Raw genomic sequence first — 18,678 nt, 5'->3', positions numbered from 1 at the left:
GAATATCACATGAAATTCAGTGAACTCTGGTTGCGCGAGTGGGTAAACCCGGCCATCAGCAGCGAAGCATTATCCGATCAAATCACCATGGCTGGCCTGGAAGTGGACGGCGTGGATCCGGTTGCCGGCGCGTTTAACGGCGTCGTCGTGGGCGAGGTGGTCGAGTGCGGCCAGCACCCGAACGCCGACAAACTGCGCGTCACCAAGGTTAACGTAGGCGGCGAACGCCTGCTCGACATCGTCTGTGGCGCGCCAAACTGCCGTACCGGCCTGAAAGTGGCGGTCGCCACCGTGGGCGCGGTGCTGCCAGGCGATTTCAAAATCAAGGCCGCCAAGCTACGCGGCGAACCTTCGGAAGGCATGCTGTGCTCGTTCTCCGAGCTGGGCATTTCCGACGATCATGACGGTATCATTGAGCTGCCGCTGGATGCGCCGATCGGCACCGACATCCGCGACTATCTGAAACTGAACGACAACACCATCGAGATCAGCGTCACGCCGAACCGCGCCGACTGCCTGGGCATCATCGGCGTTGCGCGAGACGTGGGCGTACTGAACCAGGTTGCGCTGACCGAGCCGGACATGAGCCCGGTGGCCGCCACCATCGACGCTACGCTGCCGATCCGCGTTGACGCGCCGCAGGCGTGCCCGCGTTATCTGGGCCGCGTGGTGAAAGGCATCAACGTCAAGGCACCAAGCCCGCTGTGGATGCGTGAAAAACTGCGTCGTTGCGGTATCCGTTCTATCGATGCCGTGGTAGACGTCACCAACTATGTGCTGTTGGAACTTGGCCAGCCGATGCACGCCTTCGATCTGAGCCGCATCGACGGCGGCATCGTGGTACGTATGGCGGAAGAAGGGGAAACCCTGACGCTGCTGGACGGCAACGAAGCCAAACTGAGCGCCGACACCTTAGTGATCGCCGATCATCAAAAAGCATTGGCGATGGGCGGTATCTTCGGCGGCGAGCATTCCGGCGTCAACGGGGAAACTCAGGACGTGCTGCTGGAGTGCGCCTTCTTCAGCCCGCTGTCTATCACCGGCCGCGCACGCCGTCACGGCCTGCACACCGATGCTTCTCATCGCTATGAGCGCGGCGTCGATCCGGCGTTGCAGTACAAAGCGATGGAGCGCGCCACGCGTCTGTTGCTCGATATCTGCGGCGGTCAGGCCGGCCCGATTATTGACGTGACCCATGAAAACGAACTGCCGAAGCGCGCTACCATCACGCTGCGCCGCGAGAAGCTGGATCGCCTGATCGGCCACGTGGTGCCGAGCGAGCAGGTTAGCGACATTCTGCGCCGCCTGGGCTGCCAGGTGACCGAACAGGGCGACAACTGGCAAGCGGTCGCGCCGAGCTGGCGTTTCGATATGGAGATCGAAGAGGACCTGGTGGAAGAAGTGGCGCGCGTTTACGGCTACGACAATATCCCGGATGTGCCGGTTCGTGCCGATCTGGTGATGACCCAGCATCGCGAAGCCGATCTGACGCTGAAACGCGTGAAGACCATGCTGGTCGATCACGGTTATCAGGAAGCGATCACTTACAGCTTCGTCGATCCGAAAGTGCAGGCACTGCTGCACCCGAATGAAGAAGCGCTGATTCTGCCGAGCCCGATTTCGGTCGAAATGTCGGCGATGCGTTTGTCGCTGTGGACCGGTTTGCTGTCTGCGGTGGTGTATAACCAGAACCGTCAGCAGACGCGTCTGCGCCTGTTCGAAAGCGGCTTGCGCTTTGTGCCTGATAGTGCGGCAGATCTGGGTATTCGTCAGGACGTCATGCTGGCAGGCGTGATCGCCGGCCATACGCACGATGAGCATTGGGATCTGGCGCGCAAGCCTGTCGACTTCTATGATTTAAAAGGGGATCTGGAGTCGGTCCTCGAGCTGACCGGTAAATTATCCGAAATTCAGTTCCGGGCGGAAGCCAATCCAGCCCTGCATCCAGGGCAAAGTGCGGCGATTTATTTGCATGGCGAACGCGTAGGTTTCATCGGTGTGGTTCACCCGGAACTTGAACGTAAACTGGATCTTAACGGCCGCACTGTGGTGTTTGAACTGGAGTGGAACAAGCTTGCGAGCCGCGCCGTGCCTCAGGCGCGGGAGATTTCGCGCTTCCCGGCAAACCGCCGTGATATCGCCGTTGTGGTGGCTGAAAACGTCCCCGCAGAAGATATTTTGGCCGAGTGTAAGAAAGTTGGCGCAAATCAGGTAGTTGGCGTAAACTTGTTTGACGTGTACCGTGGCAAGGGCGTGGCAGAAGGTGACAAGAGCCTGGCTATCAGTCTGGTATTGCAGGATACCGCTCGTACACTGGAAGAAGAGGAGATAGCCGCTACCGTTGCAAAATGCGTAGAGGCTCTAAAACAGCGATTCCAAGCATCCTTGAGGGATTGAACCTATGGCGCTTACTAAAGCTGAAATGTCAGAACACCTGTTTGAGAAGCTTGGGCTTAGCAAACGGGACGCCAAAGACCTGGTGGAACTGTTCTTTGAAGAGGTCCGTCGGGCCCTTGAGAATGGCGAACAGGTAAAACTGTCGGGTTTTGGCAACTTTGATCTGCGTGACAAGAACCAACGTCCGGGGCGTAACCCGAAGACCGGCGAAGACATTCCGATTACGGCGCGCCGCGTGGTGACCTTCCGTCCGGGGCAGAAGCTGAAAAGCCGGGTAGAAAACGCCAGCCCGAAAGGGTGAGTGACGTGACATCAAAAAAGGCCGCTTGTGCGGCCTTTTTCTTTTTTTTTTGGAAAATTCAGTTTATTCCTAATGGGCAATATGAGAATTAAAATTAATCATTAAAGTACTACGGCGAAAATTTATTTAATCTCATTTGCAGAATATTCTCATATCTTATTTTATTTGATGGGTAGTCTTATTTGCTATTTCAATAACGGCCGTAATAATGGCCAGGGCCGTCGCCGCGATGGCCGCCGCCCCAGTGTGGGCCCCAGCAGCAGGCGCTGAGGCTCGAGGTCAGGGCCACAACGGCCAGCAACATACCTATACGTTTAATCATCTTATTATCCTCCGGTGGAAATCCATTTAATTATAATTGTCATGCGGCTTGAGTGACGTCAGTTATTCGTTAAACCTTGTCAGTGGTTATGATAATTAAAGGCGGCGGTAAGCAGTGTATGGATTATGTAAGGCCGTCGAAAACAATCTGAAAATAGGCATCGGTGAGATAGTCGTTAAATAAGCACGCTGATATAACCACTGCAGCAAGAAAAATAGAGTGAGAAGGTAAAATGAAAAAGATCCTATTGCTGGTGTGTTTCCCGCTGTTGCTGCCGCTGGCGGCGCAGGCCGATGTGTCCGTCGATATCAACGTGCCGGGTGTTTCCCTGCATCTGGGGGATCAGGACCGTCGCGGCTACTACTGGGATGGCTACGACTGGCGTCCACCGCAGTGGTGGCATGCGCACCAGGGCCGCGGTCTGGGCGAGCGCAATGCGCGCGGCATGTACTGGGACGGCGGACGTTGGCAACCTTCGCCGCCGCGTGGCTATGAGCATCGCGAGTCGGAACGCAGCGGCAATCCGTTCCACGGCGATCGCGATAATCGCGACCACGACCACCGTCATGACGATCGAGGTGGCCCTGATCGCCGTGATGACGGCCGCGGTCAGCCTTATCCACCGGGTAACGCTGGCCCGCATCGTTAATTCCTGAGTTTATCGGCGGCTGGTTTTGCCATCACCGTTGCGATGACGGGCAAGGCCAGCCGCTGCTTTCCTGCGCCATCATCCACGCAAGGCTTCCCCTTGCGGCGTTAACCCCCTAATATTCGACTCAAACGTCAATTATCCGGCCACGACAGCGGCCGGCAGGGAACCGCCGCGCCATGCCAACCAGCCGTACCTTCACCTTACTGTTGCAACATCAACGCTACCGCGATAAACGCCAGCTCAGTCTGTTGGCGCTGGGCGTGGTTGTGGCGTTGCTGTTCAGCCTTTGCGCCGGCGATCAATGGATATGGCCGTCAGAGTGGTTCAGCGATCGGGCACAACTGTTCGTTTGGCAACTGCGTTTGCCGCGCGCGCTGGCGGTGATGCTGGTCGGCGCCGCCCTGGCGGTAGCGGGCGCAGTGATGCAGGCGCTGTTTGAAAACCCGCTGGCGGAGCCCGGTCTGCTGGGCGTCGCTAACGGCGCCGGCGTTGCGCTGGTGCTGACGGTGCTGTTGGGGCACGGTTTGTTGCCGGTGGCGCTGATGAGCGCCGCCGCGATAGCCGGTGCGCTGGCGATGACTTTCTTGTTGTTGGGCTTCGCTCGCCGGCGACGTCTGACCAATGCGCGACTGTTGCTGGTCGGTGTGGCGCTGGGCATCGTGTGCAGCGCGCTGATGACCTGGGCGGTCTATTTCAGCACCAGTCTCGATCTGCGGCAGCTGATGTACTGGATGATGGGCGGTTTCGGCGGCGTCGACTGGCGCCAAAAATGGCTGGTGCTGGCGCTGCTGCCGGTGCTGCTGTGGCTGTGTGGCCAGGGGCGGGCGCTCAACCTGATGGCGCTGGGCGAAGTGCAGGCGCGCCAACTTGGGCTGTCGCTGCATCTGTGGCGCAATCTGCTGGTGCTGGCGATCGGTTGGCTGGTCGGTGTCAGTGTGGCGCTCGCCGGGGTGATCGGCTTCGTCGGGCTGGTGATCCCGCATATTTTGCGGCTCACCGGTCTGACCGACCAGCGCTATCTGCTGCCGGCCTGCGCGCTGGCGGGGGCCGCAGTGTTGCTGGTGGCCGATGTGATCGCCCGCACTGCGCTGCTGGCGGCCGAGCTGCCGATCGGCGTGGTGACCGCCACGCTGGGGGCGCCGCTATTTATCTGGTTACTGACCCGGACAAAAGGCGTAAGGTAGTTTTCTTCATTCACCCGCGATTAAAAAACCAAAGGATGACAACCGATGAGCAAGCCAATCGACAACCTGCCGTTACAAACCATTGAAAATCAGCCGACCACGCTGGGCGCCTATCAGGGCAAGGTGCTGCTGGTGGTCAACGTGGCCTCGGAGTGCGGCCTGACCAAGCAGTACGAAGGGCTGGAAGCGCTGTACGAAACCTATCGCGAACGTGGGCTGGAAGTTCTGGGGTTCCCGTCCAATGAGTTTCTGGGCCAGGAGCCGGGCAGCAACGAAGAGATCCTGGCGTTTTGCCGCGGCACCTTCGGCGTGCAATTCCCGATGTTCGCCAAGATTGAGGTGAACGGCGAGCACCGTCATCCGCTGTATCAGGCGTTGATTGCCGCACAGCCGGAAGCTGTCGCACCGGAAGGCAGCGAGTTCCTGGCGCGGATGACCAGCAAAGGGCGCGCACCGAAGCACCCCGGCGATATTCTGTGGAACTTCGAGAAATTCCTTGTCGCGCGCGACGGTACGGTGATCCAGCGCTTCTCGCCTGACACCACGCCAGAGGATCCGGCGCTGGTGGCGGCGGTGAAACAAGCGCTGGCAGGTTAATACGGATGCTGCAACTCGTTGAGGTTGGGGTGGCGGGGCGCTTGGCGCCTTTTTCGGCACAGATTGACGGCGGGTTGCAGGTTCACCTGATCGGCCCAAATGGCGCAGGGAAGAGTACCTTGCTGGCGCGGGCGGCGGGCATGCTGCCGGGGCTGGGCGAGGTTCGCCTGGACGGGCGCGCGTTGGCCGATTATCCGGGGAACGAGCTGTCGCGCCGCCGCGGTTATCTCAGTCAGCAACAGCCGCCGGTGTCGCTGATGCCGGTGTTTCAGTATTTGGCGTTGCACCGGCCTGCGGCAGCGGCGCAAACCGAGGTGGAGCACGCCATCCTCTATTTGTGCCAGCGGTTGAAGTTGGTGGATAAACTGTCACGCATGCTGACGCAGCTCTCCGGTGGAGAATGGCAACGGGTGCGGCTGGCGGCGGTATTGCTGCAGGTGTGGCCCAGCGTCAATCCGCACAGCCGATTGTTGTTGCTGGATGAACCGACCAATAGCCTGGACGTGGCGCAAAAGGTCGCGCTGGATCGCCTGCTGCGCGAATTCTGCCAAAGTGGACGTAGCGCGCTGGTGTGCGCGCACGATCTGAATCATACCCTGCAGCAGGCCGATCGGGTTTGGTTGCTGCATGCTGGGCAGCTGGTCGCGCAGGGCATCACCCGTGAGGTGATGGCGCCCGCGCTGTTGTCGCAGATCTATGAAGTGGATTTCCACCTGCAATGGGTGGGGAACCAGCGTTGGATCATGACCCGCACGGCTTAATTCGCCCTGACGGCATAAATGTAAACGAAAACTAAACGTAGTGAATATAAATAGCCGGGTAATCATCGGCTATTATTGTGCTGCCTCCCATTTTCTCGTGGATTTTCTTGAAAAACGTCAATGGCGTGCTACGCTTGATTCGGAAAAAATAAAATAAGTAAATAATTATTAATAAATATAACTATTTGATTTTAATAATAAATTTAAATTGATGATGACGGCACCTACCTATCAGTTCTCCTACTGATGGCAAGTCTCGTCTTAAGGTTTAGTTAAGCTTGCCGCCTTACATTGTTAGTTAATCCACGGAAATGATTCTTCTCTGGCGTTTAATATTCGTTAAACGAAAGGGATTTACAGTGTCATCAAAAGCAGCTCGATACGTTTGGGGTTAACTATGGATCAATTTTTGCCTTTCTCTCGTCCGGCCATCGGCGATGAAGAAATCGCCGCGGTAGAGAAAGTGTTGCGCTCCGGTTGGATCACCACCGGGCCGCAAAACCAGCAACTGGAAAGTGACTTCTGTTCCACCTTCGGCTGCAAGCACGCCATCGCCGTCAGTTCCGCCACCGCGGGCATGCACATCACGTTGATGGCGCTCGGCATCGGCCCCGGCGATGAAGTCATCACCCCTTCGCAAACCTGGGTCTCCACCCTCAACATGATCGAGCTGCTGGGCGCCACGCCGGTGATGATCGACGTTGACCGTGATACGCTGATGGTCAGCGCCGCCGATGTCGAGGCTGCCATCACCCCGAATACCAAAGCGATTGTTCCGGTGCATTACGCCGGTGCTCCCCTGCAGATGGATGCGCTGCGCGCCGTGGCCGAAAGCCATGGTCTGCCTTTGATCGAAGACGCCGCCCACGCGGTCGGCACGCGCTACAACGGCGAATGGGTCGGCGCACGCGGCACGGCGATTTTCTCTTTCCATGCGATTAAAAACGTGACCTGCGCCGAAGGCGGCCTGATCGCCACCGACGACGATGCGCTGGCGGATCGCCTGCGTTGCCTGAAGTTCCACGGCCTGGCCGTCGATGCCTTCGATCGCCAGCAGCTTGGCCGCAAACCGCAGGCTGAAGTGGTGGAGCCGGGTTACAAGTACAACCTGTCCGACATTCACGCTGCGATCGCCGTGGTGCAGCTGTCGCGCTTCGCTGAGCTGAACGCGCGCCGTAAGGTACTGGCACAGCGCTACCTGAACGCGTTGGAAGGCTCGCCGTTCCAACCGTTGGGCGTGCCGGATTACCCGCATGACCACGCCTGGCACCTGTTTATGGTCCGTGTCGATCCTGAGCGTTGCGGCATCGATCGCGACCAGCTGATGGAGCGCCTGAAAGAAGTTGGCGTCGGCACCGGGTTGCATTTCCGCGCCGCGCACACCCAGAAATTCTATCGTGAGCGTTATCCGCAGCTTTCTTTGCCGAATACCGAATGGAACTCGGCGCGGCTGTGCACCTTACCGCTATTCCCTGACATGACCGACGCCGACGTGGATCGCGTGGTCAATACCTTGTCTTCTGTTGTGGAGTCTTTACGTGTCTCGCGTTGAACCGATTAAAAAAGTGTCGGTAGTTATCCCGGTATACAACGAGCAGGAAAGCCTGCCGGCGTTGCTGGAGCGGACTACTGCCGCCTGTAAGCAGTTATCTCAACCTTATGAAATCATCCTCGTCGACGATGGCAGCAGCGACAACTCCGCCGACATGCTGACCGCGGCGGCGGAAAAGCCGGGCAGCCACGTGATCGCCGTCTTGCTGAACCGCAACTATGGCCAGCATTCGGCCATTATGGCCGGTTTCAATCAGGTGACCGGCGATCTGGTGATTACGCTGGACGCCGATCTGCAGAACCCGCCGGAGGAGATCCCACGGTTGGTCAGCGTCGCGGAAGAGGGTTATGACGTGGTGGGCACCGTGCGCGCCAACCGTCAGGATTCCTGGTTCCGCAAAAGTGCCTCGCGCGTGATCAACATGATGATTCAACGCGCCACCGGCAAGTCGATGGGGGACTACGGCTGCATGCTGCGCGCCTACCGCCGTCATATCGTTGAAGCGATGCTGCACTGTCATGAGCGCAGCACCTTTATCCCGATTCTGGCGAACACCTTCGCCCGTCGCACGACTGAGATCGACGTGCGTCACGCCGAGCGCGAGTTTGGCGACTCCAAGTACAGTCTGATGAAGCTGATCAACCTGATGTACGACTTGATCACCTGCCTGACCACCACGCCGCTGCGTTTGCTCAGCGTGGTCGGCAGCATCGTGGCGCTGTCCGGGTTTGTGCTGGCGCTGGTGCTGATTGCGCTACGTCTGCTGCTCGGCCCTGAATGGGCCGCCGGCGGCGTGTTCACCCTTTTTGCCGTCCTGTTCACCTTTATCGGCGCCCAGTTTGTCGGCATGGGGCTGCTGGGTGAATACATCGGCCGCATCTATACCGACGTGCGTGCGCGTCCTCGCTATTTTGTTCAGAAAGTGGTCGGTGCACAGCAGGACCACAATACTCAGGAAGAAGAATGATGAAAGCTATTGTATTTGCTTACCATGATATTGGCTGCGCAGGTCTGAAAGCGCTGACTGAGGCGGGTTATGACGTGCAGGCCGTATTCACGCACACCGACGACCCTGGTGAGAACAACTTCTTCTCCTCCGTGGCCCGTTTGGGCGCCGAATTGGATCTGCCGGTCTATGCGCCGGAAGACGTAAATCACCCGCTGTGGGTTGACCGCATCCGCGCACTGCAGCCGGACGTGATCTTCTCGTTCTACTACCGTCACATGCTGAGCGACGAGATCCTGTCGCTGGCGCCGCAGGGCGGTTTCAACCTGCACGGTTCGCTGCTGCCGCACTACCGTGGCCGCGCCCCGGTGAACTGGGCGCTGGTGAACGGCGAAACCGAAACCGGCGCCACGCTGCACAAGATGGTGAAACGCCCGGACGCCGGCGACATCGTGGGTCAGCAGAAAGTGACCATCGCAGACAACGACACCGCGCTGACGCTGCACAAAAAAGTGTTGGAAGCCGCGCAGGTCGTGTTGAAAGAGCAGCTGCCGAAGCTGAAAAACGGCACCGCCACCTTCACCAAGCAAGATGAGTCTCAGGCCAGCTACTTCGGTCGCCGCACCCCGGCGGACGGCGAGATCCTGTGGCACAAATCCGCCAAAGAGATCAACAACCTGGTGCGCGCCGTCACCGAGCCGTACCCGGGTGCCTTCAGCTACCTCGGCCAGCGCAAGCTGATCGTCTGGCGCTCTCGCGTGCTGGATACCCAACACGATAAGCAGCCGGGCACCGTACTGAGCACCTCGCCGCTGGTTATCGCCTGCGGCGAAGGCGCACTGGAGATCGTTGCCGGTCAGAACGACAGCGGCCTGTACGTGCAGGGCAGCCGCTTGGCGCAGGAAATGGGCATCGTCACCGACGTGCGTCTGGCCGCCAAGCCGAATGCCGTGATGAAGCGCCGCACCCGCGTGCTGATCCTCGGGGTCAACGGCTTCATCGGCAACCACCTGACCGAACGCCTGCTGCGCGACGATCGCTACGACATCTACGGCCTGGATATTGGTTCCGACGCCATCAGCCGCTTCCTCGATAACCCGCGTTTCCACTTCGTGGAAGGTGACATCAGCATCCACTCCGAGTGGATCGAGTATCACATCAAGAAATGCGATGTGGTGCTGCCGCTGGTGGCGATCGCGACGCCGATCGAATACACCCGTAACCCGCTGCGCGTGTTCGAGCTGGACTTCGAAGAGAACCTGAAGATCGTTCGCGACTGCGTGAAATACAACAAGCGCATCATCTTCCCGTCCACTTCCGAAGTGTACGGCATGTGCGACGACAAAGAGTTCGACGAAGACCATTCGCGCCTGATCGTCGGGCCAATCAACAAACAGCGCTGGATCTACTCGGTCTCCAAACAGCTGCTGGATCGGGTGATCTGGGCTTACGGCGCCAAAGAAGGCCTGAAGTTCACGCTGTTCCGTCCGTTCAACTGGATGGGGCCGCGCCTGGATAACCTGGACGCTGCGCGTATCGGCTCTTCCCGTGCCATCACCCAGCTGATCCTCAACCTGGTGGAGGGTTCACCGATCAAACTGATGGACGGCGGCGCGCAGAAACGTTGCTTCACCGACATCAACGACGGCATCGAAGCGCTGTTCCGCATCATCGAGAACCGCGACGGCCTGTGCGATGGCCAGATCGTCAACATCGGCAACCCGACCAACGAAGCGAGCATTCGCGAGCTGGCGGAAATGCTGCTGGAAAGCTTCAACAACCACCCGTTGCGCGACCGCTTCCCGCCGTTTGCCGGTTTCAAGGACGTGGAGAGCAGCAGCTACTACGGTAAAGGTTACCAGGACGTTGAGCACCGCACGCCGAGCATCAAGAACGCTCATCGCCTGCTGGGCTGGCAGCCGACCATCGAGATGAAGCAAACCGTCGCCGATACGCTGGACTACTTCCTGCGCACTACCGTTCAGGAAGGGAACGGTGCATGAAGAAAGTCGGTCTGCGGGTTGATGTAGATACCTTCAGCGGCACCCGTGAAGGGGTGCCGCAGTTGCTGGACCTGTTCGAAAAGTACGACATTCAGGCCAGCTTCTTCTTCAGCGTGGGACCGGACAACATGGGGCGCCATCTTTGGCGCCTTTTGCGTCCGAAATTTCTGTGGAAAATGCTGCGTTCGAACGCCGCTTCGCTGTACGGCCTGGATATTCTGCTGGCCGGCACCGCCTGGCCGGGGCGCAACATTTCACGCGCGTTGGGGCCGCTGATGAAGCGCACCGCCGAAGCCGGCCATGAAGTCGGGCTGCACGCCTGGGATCACCAGGGGTGGCAGGCCAAGGTCGGCAAGTGGAGCGACGCCCAGCTGACCGAACAGGTACAGCTGGGCGTCGACGCCCTGAGCGCCAGCACCGGCCAGCCGGTGAAATGCTCCGCCGTGGCGGGCTGGCGTGCCGATACGCGCGTGCTTGAGGTCAAGCAACGCTTCGGCTTCCATTACAACAGCGATTGCCGCGGCACCCATCCGTTCCGTCCGGTGCTGAGCGACGGGCGTCACGGTACGGTGCAGATCCCGGTGACGTTGCCGACCTTCGACGAAGTGATTGGTAGCGAAGTCAGTATGGCCGACTTCAACGACTACATTCTGCGCGCCATCGAGAACGATCGCGGCGTGCCGGTGTACACCATTCACACCGAAGTGGAAGGCATGTCGCAGGCGGCGATGTTCGAACAGTTATTGCAACGCGCACAGCGGCAGGGCATCGAATTCTGTCCGCTGAGCGCGCTGTTACCGCAAGATTTGGCGTCACTGCCGTTGGGCCGCATCAAGCGCGCTCCTTTCCCCGGCCGCGAAGGTTGGCTGGGCTGTCAAACCGATGTGAAGGACGTTACATGAAGGCACTAAAAGGATCCTGGGCCATTCTGCTGGCCGTTTTTTTTGCTCTGGTTTACCTGATCCCGCTTAACGGCCGCCTGCTGTGGCAGCCGGATGAGACGCGTTATGCCGAGATCAGCCGTGAAATGCTGCAGCGCGGCGATTGGGTTGTGCCGCACCTGCTGGGGCTGCGCTACTTCGAAAAGCCGGTGGCGGGTTACTGGTTCAATAACATCAGCCAGTGGCTGTTCGGCGAAAACAACTTTGCGGTGCGCTTCGGCTCGGTGTTCAGCACCGGCATGACCGCACTGCTGGTGTTTGCGCTGGCGATGCTGATGTGGCGCAATGCGCGCCGCGCCAGCCTGGCGGCGCTGATATTCCTGTCGATGGTGCTGGTGTTCAGCATCGGCACCTACAGCGTGCTGGATCCGATGATCTCGCTGTGGCTGGCGGCGGCGATGGTCAGCTACTACCTGACGCTGAAAGCCACCTCGGTCAAAGGCAAGCTGGGCGCCTACGCGCTGCTGGGCCTGGCCTGCGGCATGGGCTTTATGACCAAGGGCTTCCTGGCGCTGGCGGTGCCGGTGATCGCGGTGATCCCGATCGTCATTCAGCAACGCCGCATCAAGGATCTGCTGTGCTATGGCCCGGTGGCGATCGTGACCGCTACGCTGCTCAGCCTGCCGTGGGCGCTGGCGATCGCGCAACGAGAACCCGACTTCTGGAATTATTTCTTCTGGGTCGAGCATATTCAGCGTTTCGCCGAAGATAATGCCCAGCACAAGGAACCGTTCTGGTATTACCTGCCGGTCCTGCTGGCGGCGGTGCTGCCGTGGCTGGCGCTGCTGCCCGGTGCGCTGCTTAAAGGTTGGCGCGAACGCGTGCAGCGCCCGGAGCTGTTCTTCCTGCTGAGCTGGGCGCTGATGCCGCTGATCTTCTTCAGCATCGCCAAAGGCAAGCTACCGACTTACATTCTGCCGTGCATGGCGCCGTTGGCGCTGCTGATGACCGCCTATGCGGAAGATTACGCGGCCACGCTGCGCGCTCGGCTGTTCAAGGCCAACGCCTGGCTGAACGGCCTGTTCGGGGGGATCGGTATCGTAGCGCTGGTGGTGTTGAGCTCCGGTCTGCTGCCGAAAGCGCATCTGTTTACTCCGCAGGAGTGGCCGAAGGTGGTGCTCGGCCTGATCGCCTTCGGCGGCTGGCTGCTGTTCGCACTGGTTTCCGTGCGCGATAACGGCCGCCAATGGCGCTGGGCGGCGGCTTGTCCGGTGCTGCTGTGCCTGGTGATCGGTTACGCCATCCCGCAACAGGTGACCGATTCCAAGCTGCCGCAAAACTTCGCCCGCGCCACGATGGCCGAACTGAGCGACAGCCGCTATGTGTTGAGCGACAGCGTCGGGCTCGCGGCCGGCCTGGCCTGGGAGCTGAAGCGCAGCGACGTGCTGATGTACAGCCAGAAAGGCGAGGTGGCCTATGGTCTGGAGTATCCGGACGCCAAGGGCCACCTGATCAGCGACGCCGACTTCCCGCAGTGGCTGGCGCAGGCACGCAAGCAGGGGAACGTGTCGCTGGTGCTGCAGCTGTCCCGTGGCGAAGCGCTGCCGCAGGAACTACCTGCCGCAGACAAGGTGGATCGCATGAACCGCCTGGTGCTGATGTGGTATAAACAGCAACCATGATCGGTTTTCTGTTGGTGATAGTGGTCAGCCTGCTCACCTGTGGTGGGCAGCTGTGCCAGAAACAGGCGGCGCACTGTTGGGAACGGGCGGACGAGGCGCGGCTGAAACAGACGCTGCGCTGGCTGGCGCTGGCGGTGCTGCTGCTGGGGCTGGGCATGGCGGTGTGGCTCAATGTGCTGCAACGCCTGCCGCTCAGCCTGGCTTACCCGATGCTCAGCCTGAACTTCGTGATGGTGACGCTGGCGGCGCGCTGGCTGTTTCATGAGCCGACGACCGCTCGCCACTGGTGCGGCGTGGCGTCGATTATGCTGGGGATCCTGCTGATGAGCGTGCATTCATGAAGGGCTATGCCTGGGGCGCCGCCAGCGTCCTGTTGGTGACGCTGGCGCAGTTGCTGATGAAGTGGGGCATGGTGCAGATCCCGCTGATGTCGTTCGCCGATGTCTCGTTGACGTTGATCGGCAATGACTGGCTACCGCTGCTGGCGGTGGGCGGCGGCATCTTTGGCTATGCGCTGTCGATGCTGTGTTGGTTCTTTGCGCTGCGCCACCTGCCGTTAAACCGCGCTTATCCTCTGCTGAGCGTCAGCTACGCGCTGGTCTATCTGGCGGCGGTGATCCTGCCGTGGTTTAACGAGTCCGCTACGCTGCTGAAAACGTTGGGCACGCTGTTTATTCTGTTCGGCGTGTGGCTGATTAACAGCAAATCCGAGACAAAATCGCCGGAATAGGGTCAAAACCGGCGATCCTGCTATTATCTCCCTCATGGCGCTTGCCTTTTTCCCCGTGCGGGAGATAAATTAACGCCAAATAGCGCTCTCCTTACGTGGTGCCGGCTTTGCCTCGCAGGCGGTGTGGTGGTGTACCGGATGGCATAATGCGGCAACGTGTTCAATGAAGGGATATTATGCGGATGCGTGTGTGGTTTTTATTAGCCAGTTTGATCCTCGCCGGTTGCAGCAGCCATGCGCCGCCGCCCAGCGGCCGCCTGGCGGATTCTATCGTGGTGGTGGCCCAACTCAATGAACAACTGCGCCAGTGGTACGGCACGCCATACCGTTACGGCGGCCTGGATCGCGGCGGTGTAGATTGCTCCGGCTTTGTTTACCGCACGTTCCGCGATCGCTTCGACATGCAACTGCCGCGTTCGACCGAAGAACAAACCTCACTGGGTACCAAGGTATCGCGCGATGAGCTGATGCCGGGCGATCTGGTGTTTTTCAAAACCGGCGGCGGTGAGAACGGCCTGCACGTCGGCATTTACGACACCAACGACCAATTTATCCACGCGTCGACCAGCCGCGGGGTGATCCGCTCCTCGCTCGATAACGTCTATTGGAAGCGGGTGTACTGGCAGGCGCGACGCATTTAGCCTTAACCCGTTGATTTGGTGTATCATGGCGGCATCTCGTGTTTTGAACGGTGCCTGCCATGAACAGCCTGCGTTTACTGATCTCCGACTCCTACGATCCCTGGTTCAACCTGGCGGTGGAAGAGTGCATCTTCCGCGAAATGACCACGCAAAAAATTCTCTTCCTGTGGCGCAATGCCGAAACGGTGGTGATTGGCCAGTCGCAGAACCCCTGGAAAGAGTGCAATACCCGGCGCATGGAGCAGGACGGCATTCGGCTGGCGCGGCGCAGCAGCGGCGGCGGGGCGGTATTTCACGACCTGGGCAATACCTGCTTCACCTTTATGGCCGGCAAACCGGGTTACGACAAAAGCGTCTCGACCGACATCATTCTGCAGGCGCTGCGCCAGCTGGGCGTGACGGCCGGCGCGTCGGGGCGCAACGATCTGGTGATGGAAACCGCCGACGGGCCGCGCAAAATATCCGGTTCGGCCTATCGAGAAACGCAGGATCGCGGCTTCCATCACGGCACGCTGCTGCTGAACGCCGATCTGGAACGGTTGGCGGACTACCTCAATCCGGATCCCAAAAAGCTGCAGGCCAAGGGGATTACCTCAGTGCGTTCGCGCGTCGCCAATCTGGCGGAGTTTTTGCCAGGCATCAGCCATGAACAGGTATGCGATGCCATCGTGCAGGCCTTCTTCGCCCACTATGGCGAGACGGCTGAGCCGGAGATCATTTCGCCGGACGTGTTCCCCGATCTGCCCGATTTTGCCGCGCAGTTTGCCAAACAGAGCAGTTGGGAATGGAATTTTGGCAAGGCGCCGGCGTTCAGCCACTTGCTTAACGAGCGTTTCGTCTGGGGCGGCGTAGACCTGTTCTTCGATGTGGAGAAGGGGGCGATTGTTCGCGCGCAGGTGTTCACCGATAGCCTTAATCCCGCTCCGCTGCAGCGGTTGGCGGACATGCTGGTGGGCTGCGCGTACCGCAGTGAGCCCGTCGCCGCCTGCTGTGACCGACTGATGGAAGAGTATCCTCAGCAGGCGGCCGAATTAGCCGAGTTGCGGCAATGGCTGAGCGAAACGATCCGTTAGCGGAGGCCTGGTGATGAAGGGATGAGCGTGCTCATCCCTTTTTTTATCACTGAAATCGGCGTTTAGCAGGGGCGTAGCGCAGATTTTCTGAAAATCAAGATGGGCACTTTTTTACGTTTTCAATGCCGAGAATAACGGGCGGAATTGATGCGTTATTAAATTTAATCAGTCGTCGTTAACGGCGGGAAAAATCGGCGTTAAGAAGGAAAGATTATTTTACTTTATTTAAGATTTTTCTTAAATAAAACAAAGGAGATAAGTCAAATTTAGCGGCCAATCCATTCCACTTAAGCCAAATACCTTTTCACATAACGCGTTTGGCGGCCGCTATGGCATAAGTCAGGCTGCTTTTCTTTGCGCCTTTCACGATTGTCGTATAGCTTTAATCTATCAATTAAATGATATTTCATGGGTATTTACATTGATATTTCCGATTAATCCCAGAGGGATTGATCGATAAAATATATTGATATACGATGATACGCTAGCCATTCATCCTGTGGCATTAAAATGAACATCCAACTCGAAGCTGACTTTATTAGTAGCTATGTTTTTCAACCTGTTTACTCAATGGAGGGCGGGCTGCTGGCGGTGGAAATGTTGAGCCGTTTCAACAGTCTCGATGGTGATTTGGCCATGCCGGCCGAAATTGGGATTAATTTATTGACGCCTGAACAAAGGATTGAGTTATTTAATGAGCAATTGAAACTTGCGGAGCAGCATGCGGCTTGGTTTACCGGTAACAACGTGCAGTTGACCATCAATATCGAAGAAACCATCGTTGAGCTTATTCTTTCCGATTCGGCGTTGTGCCAACGGATCGGGCAATATCCTTTTATTGCATTTGAAATGAGTGAGAGTTTTCCGAATCTTTCGGCCGGGAAGAACAACCCGAGCGTGCGGCGATTAAGCGAAATGTTTACGCTGTGGCTCGATGATTTCGGTTCCGGTAAGGCTACGTTGACCGCGCTGTACGATGGTTTGTTTGACTACGTAAAGATAGACAAGCGTTTTTACTGGCAGCTGTTTACCCATCAGGGGTATGACGTGGTCATAGACTCGTTGTTAAAGAATATCAACCTGTTATGTAAAGGCGTGATCGTCGGAGGAATAGAGAAAAAAGAGTACTTTAATAAACTCAGATACGCCGGTGTTTTAGGCCTGCAAGGTTTTTTATGGCCCAGCGTTGGTGTGGATAATCTGCAAGCTTTGCTGACGATGCCCAGCGAGTTCAATAATTAAGAAGTGATATAAAAAACTACACACAATGAGGTAAATAATGCGCGGGGTGAGGTTACCGTGATTCCGTCGCCGTTATTCGCCATCGTTTTATGCTGATAACTGCGTTTGTCAGCCGACGTTAAACCGCGTTTCTACCGCCAGGCGGAAACGCCAAACTCCCTGCATCCGTCCTGACGACAGGCGGATGCGTTCTCCCTGCATTCCTTCGGTGTTAATCCGCCCGTGCACGCTCTACACTACGCTGAAACGGAGGGCCTATGCCGCAATTCGATAACGCTTACTACCAACAATTACCCGGTTTCTACACCGCCTTGAACCCGACGCCGCTCAAGGATGCGCGCCTGCTGTACCACAGCGAGCCGCTGGCGCGCGAACTGGGGCTGGACGAAAGCTGGTTTACCGAGGATAAGACCCCGATTTGGGCGGGAGAAACGCTGCTGCCGGGCATGCAGCCGCTGGCACAAGTGTACAGTGGCCATCAGTTTGGCGTGTGGGCAGGGCAACTGGGCGATGGCCGCGGCATTTTACTGGGCGAACAGGTCATGGCGGATGGCAGCCACCGCGATTGGCACCTGAAGGGCGCCGGGCTGACGCCATATTCACGCATGGGGGATGGCCGCGCGGTGCTGCGTTCGGTGATCCGCGAGTTTCTGGCCTCCGAGGCGCTGCACCATCTGGGGATCCCCACCACCCGAGCGTTGACCATCGTCACTAGCCAACAACCGGTATATCGCGAGCAGCCGGAGCGCGGCGCCATGCTGATGCGGGTGGCGGAAAGCCATGTGCGCTTCGGCCACTTCGAACACTTTTATTACCGTAAACAGCCGGAGCAGGTGCGGCAACTGGCGGATTTCGTCATCGCCCGTCACTGGCCGCAACTGCAGGATCAGACCGAGCGCTACCTGTTGTGGTTTACCGACGTGGTCGAACGCACGGCGCGCCTGATCGCCCATTGGCAAACCGTCGGTTTCGCCCACGGCGTGATGAACACCGACAACATGTCGATTCTCGGTGTGACCATCGATTACGGCCCTTATGGCTTCCTTGACGACTACCAGCCCGGCTATATCTGCAACCACTCCGACCATCAGGGGCGTTACGCCTTTTACAATCAGCCGGCGGTGGCGCTGTGGAACCTGCATCGCCTGGCACAAACCCTGTCTGGGCTGATGACCACCGAACAGCTGCAGCAGGCGCTGGCGGCGTATGAGCCGGCGCTGATGCGCGCCTACGGCGAACAGATGCGCGCCAAACTCGGCTTCTTCACGCCGACGGCGCAGGATAATGACGTGCTCACCGGTCTGTTGAGCCTGATGGCGCAGGAAGGGCGGGACTATACCCGCACGTTCCGCCTGTTGAGCGAAACCGAACAGCAACAGGCGCAGTCGCCGCTGCGCGACGAGTTTATCGACCGCGCGGCGTTCGACGCCTGGTATCAGCAGTATCGTCAGCGTTTGCAGCAGGAGCAGGTGAGCGATGCGGAGCGGCAACGGGCGATGAAGGCGGTGAACCCGCGGCTGATCCTGCGCAACTATCTGGCGCAGCAGGCGATTGAGGACGCGGAGAAAGACGACGTGGGCCGTTTGCAGCGGTTGCATCAGGCCCTGCTGCGGCCGTTCGACGAGGCGCCGGAGTATGACGATCTCGCCGCGCTGCCGCCGGACTGGGGCAAACATCTGGAGATTTCCTGCTCCAGCTGAGATGAAAAAAGGGC

The 18,678-nt window shown here is 58.6% G+C and carries 18 protein-coding genes; 17 read left to right on the top strand and 1 reads right to left on the bottom strand.

Annotated features, from left to right (window positions below; all coding sequences use genetic code 11):
* Window positions 1-9: 9 nt before the first annotated feature.
* Both pheT and ihfA read left to right on the top strand, forming a co-directional pair.
* Window positions 10-2,397 carry a phenylalanine--tRNA ligase subunit beta gene (gene pheT, locus C9411_RS08730; protein WP_063989684.1) on the top strand — a complete coding sequence of 796 codons (2,388 nt, stop codon included), beginning with the start codon at window positions 10-12 and terminating at the stop codon, window positions 2,395-2,397.
* A gap of 4 nt (window positions 2,398-2,401) precedes the next feature.
* A complete protein-coding gene (gene ihfA, locus C9411_RS08725; protein ID WP_004931414.1) occupies window positions 2,402-2,698 on the top strand; it encodes an integration host factor subunit alpha in 297 nt (98 codons plus the stop codon).
* Window positions 2,699-2,888: 190 nt separating this feature from the next.
* On the opposite strand, the gene C9411_RS26120 is transcribed toward ihfA, so the two are convergent.
* Complete coding sequence (locus C9411_RS26120; protein WP_255413738.1) at window positions 2,889-3,020, bottom strand: hypothetical protein; 132 nt, start codon at window positions 3,018-3,020, stop codon at window positions 2,889-2,891.
* 232 nt (window positions 3,021-3,252) lie between these two features.
* On the opposite strand from C9411_RS26120, the gene C9411_RS08720 reads away from it, so the two are divergent.
* The 15 genes from C9411_RS08720 (at window position 3,253) to C9411_RS08650 (ending at window position 18,664) form a co-directional block, all read left to right on the top strand.
* Window positions 3,253-3,669, top strand: coding sequence for a DUF2502 domain-containing protein (locus C9411_RS08720; RefSeq protein ID WP_063989685.1), 417 nt, complete (start codon window positions 3,253-3,255; stop codon window positions 3,667-3,669).
* Window positions 3,670-3,848: 179 nt separating this feature from the next.
* The gene (gene btuC / locus C9411_RS08715; protein ID WP_107226884.1) at window positions 3,849-4,856 is read left to right on the top strand and encodes a vitamin B12 ABC transporter permease BtuC; all 1,008 of its coding nucleotides are present in this window, start codon (window positions 3,849-3,851) and stop codon (window positions 4,854-4,856) included.
* Window positions 4,857-4,901: 45 nt separating this feature from the next.
* Window positions 4,902-5,453 carry a glutathione peroxidase gene (locus C9411_RS08710; protein WP_063989687.1) on the top strand — a complete coding sequence of 184 codons (552 nt, stop codon included), beginning with the start codon at window positions 4,902-4,904 and terminating at the stop codon, window positions 5,451-5,453.
* A gap of 5 nt (window positions 5,454-5,458) precedes the next feature.
* Window positions 5,459-6,214 carry a vitamin B12 ABC transporter ATP-binding protein BtuD gene (gene btuD / locus C9411_RS08705; protein WP_107226883.1) on the top strand — a complete coding sequence of 252 codons (756 nt, stop codon included), beginning with the start codon at window positions 5,459-5,461 and terminating at the stop codon, window positions 6,212-6,214.
* A 397-nt stretch (window positions 6,215-6,611) separates the two neighbouring features.
* Entirely contained in the window at window positions 6,612-7,766 is a 1,155-nt protein-coding gene (gene arnB / locus C9411_RS08700) for a UDP-4-amino-4-deoxy-L-arabinose aminotransferase (RefSeq protein WP_107226882.1), read from the top strand.
* Entirely contained in the window at window positions 7,753-8,733 is a 981-nt protein-coding gene (arnC, locus tag C9411_RS08695) for an undecaprenyl-phosphate 4-deoxy-4-formamido-L-arabinose transferase (protein ID WP_063989690.1), read from the top strand. Before arnB ends, arnC begins: the two co-directional genes overlap by 14 nt.
* Window positions 8,733-10,715 (top strand): bifunctional UDP-4-amino-4-deoxy-L-arabinose formyltransferase/UDP-glucuronic acid oxidase ArnA, encoded by a 1,983-nt coding sequence (gene arnA, locus C9411_RS08690; protein WP_063990339.1) that lies wholly within the window; start codon window positions 8,733-8,735, stop codon window positions 10,713-10,715. Before arnC ends, arnA begins: the two co-directional genes overlap by 1 nt.
* Window positions 10,712-11,617 (top strand): 4-deoxy-4-formamido-L-arabinose-phosphoundecaprenol deformylase, encoded by a 906-nt coding sequence (arnD, locus tag C9411_RS08685; protein ID WP_107226881.1) that lies wholly within the window; start codon window positions 10,712-10,714, stop codon window positions 11,615-11,617. The genes arnA and arnD overlap by 4 nt, the downstream gene beginning before the upstream one ends.
* On the top strand, window positions 11,614-13,278 hold the full coding sequence (arnT, locus tag C9411_RS08680) for a lipid IV(A) 4-amino-4-deoxy-L-arabinosyltransferase (RefSeq protein ID WP_107226880.1): 1,665 nt from the start codon (window positions 11,614-11,616) through the stop codon (window positions 13,276-13,278). Before arnD ends, arnT begins: the two co-directional genes overlap by 4 nt.
* On the top strand, window positions 13,275-13,619 hold the full coding sequence (arnE, locus tag C9411_RS08675) for a 4-amino-4-deoxy-L-arabinose-phosphoundecaprenol flippase subunit ArnE (protein WP_033642887.1): 345 nt from the start codon (window positions 13,275-13,277) through the stop codon (window positions 13,617-13,619). Before arnT ends, arnE begins: the two co-directional genes overlap by 4 nt.
* Complete coding sequence (gene arnF / locus C9411_RS08670; RefSeq protein ID WP_107226879.1) at window positions 13,616-14,008, top strand: 4-amino-4-deoxy-L-arabinose-phosphoundecaprenol flippase subunit ArnF; 393 nt, start codon at window positions 13,616-13,618, stop codon at window positions 14,006-14,008. The genes arnE and arnF overlap by 4 nt, the downstream gene beginning before the upstream one ends.
* A gap of 176 nt (window positions 14,009-14,184) precedes the next feature.
* Window positions 14,185-14,649 (top strand): NlpC/P60 family protein, encoded by a 465-nt coding sequence (locus C9411_RS08665; RefSeq protein WP_016927954.1) that lies wholly within the window; start codon window positions 14,185-14,187, stop codon window positions 14,647-14,649.
* Window positions 14,650-14,708: 59 nt separating this feature from the next.
* Window positions 14,709-15,722, top strand: a complete 1,014-nt coding sequence (locus tag C9411_RS08660; RefSeq protein ID WP_063989694.1) for a lipoate--protein ligase A — start codon at window positions 14,709-14,711, stop codon at window positions 15,720-15,722.
* A 510-nt stretch (window positions 15,723-16,232) separates the two neighbouring features.
* Window positions 16,233-16,964, top strand: coding sequence for an EAL domain-containing protein (locus C9411_RS08655; RefSeq protein WP_063989695.1), 732 nt, complete (start codon window positions 16,233-16,235; stop codon window positions 16,962-16,964).
* 257 nt (window positions 16,965-17,221) lie between these two features.
* Window positions 17,222-18,664 (top strand): YdiU family protein, encoded by a 1,443-nt coding sequence (locus C9411_RS08650; RefSeq protein ID WP_107226878.1) that lies wholly within the window; start codon window positions 17,222-17,224, stop codon window positions 18,662-18,664.
* The last annotated feature ends 14 nt before the right edge of the window (window positions 18,665-18,678 follow it).

This window comes from Serratia sp. Nf2, from assembly GCF_003028435.1.
In the GTDB taxonomy this organism is placed as follows: domain Bacteria; phylum Pseudomonadota; class Gammaproteobacteria; order Enterobacterales; family Enterobacteriaceae; genus Serratia; species Serratia marcescens_L.
This window is presented reverse-complemented; position numbering and strand designations above follow the sequence as displayed.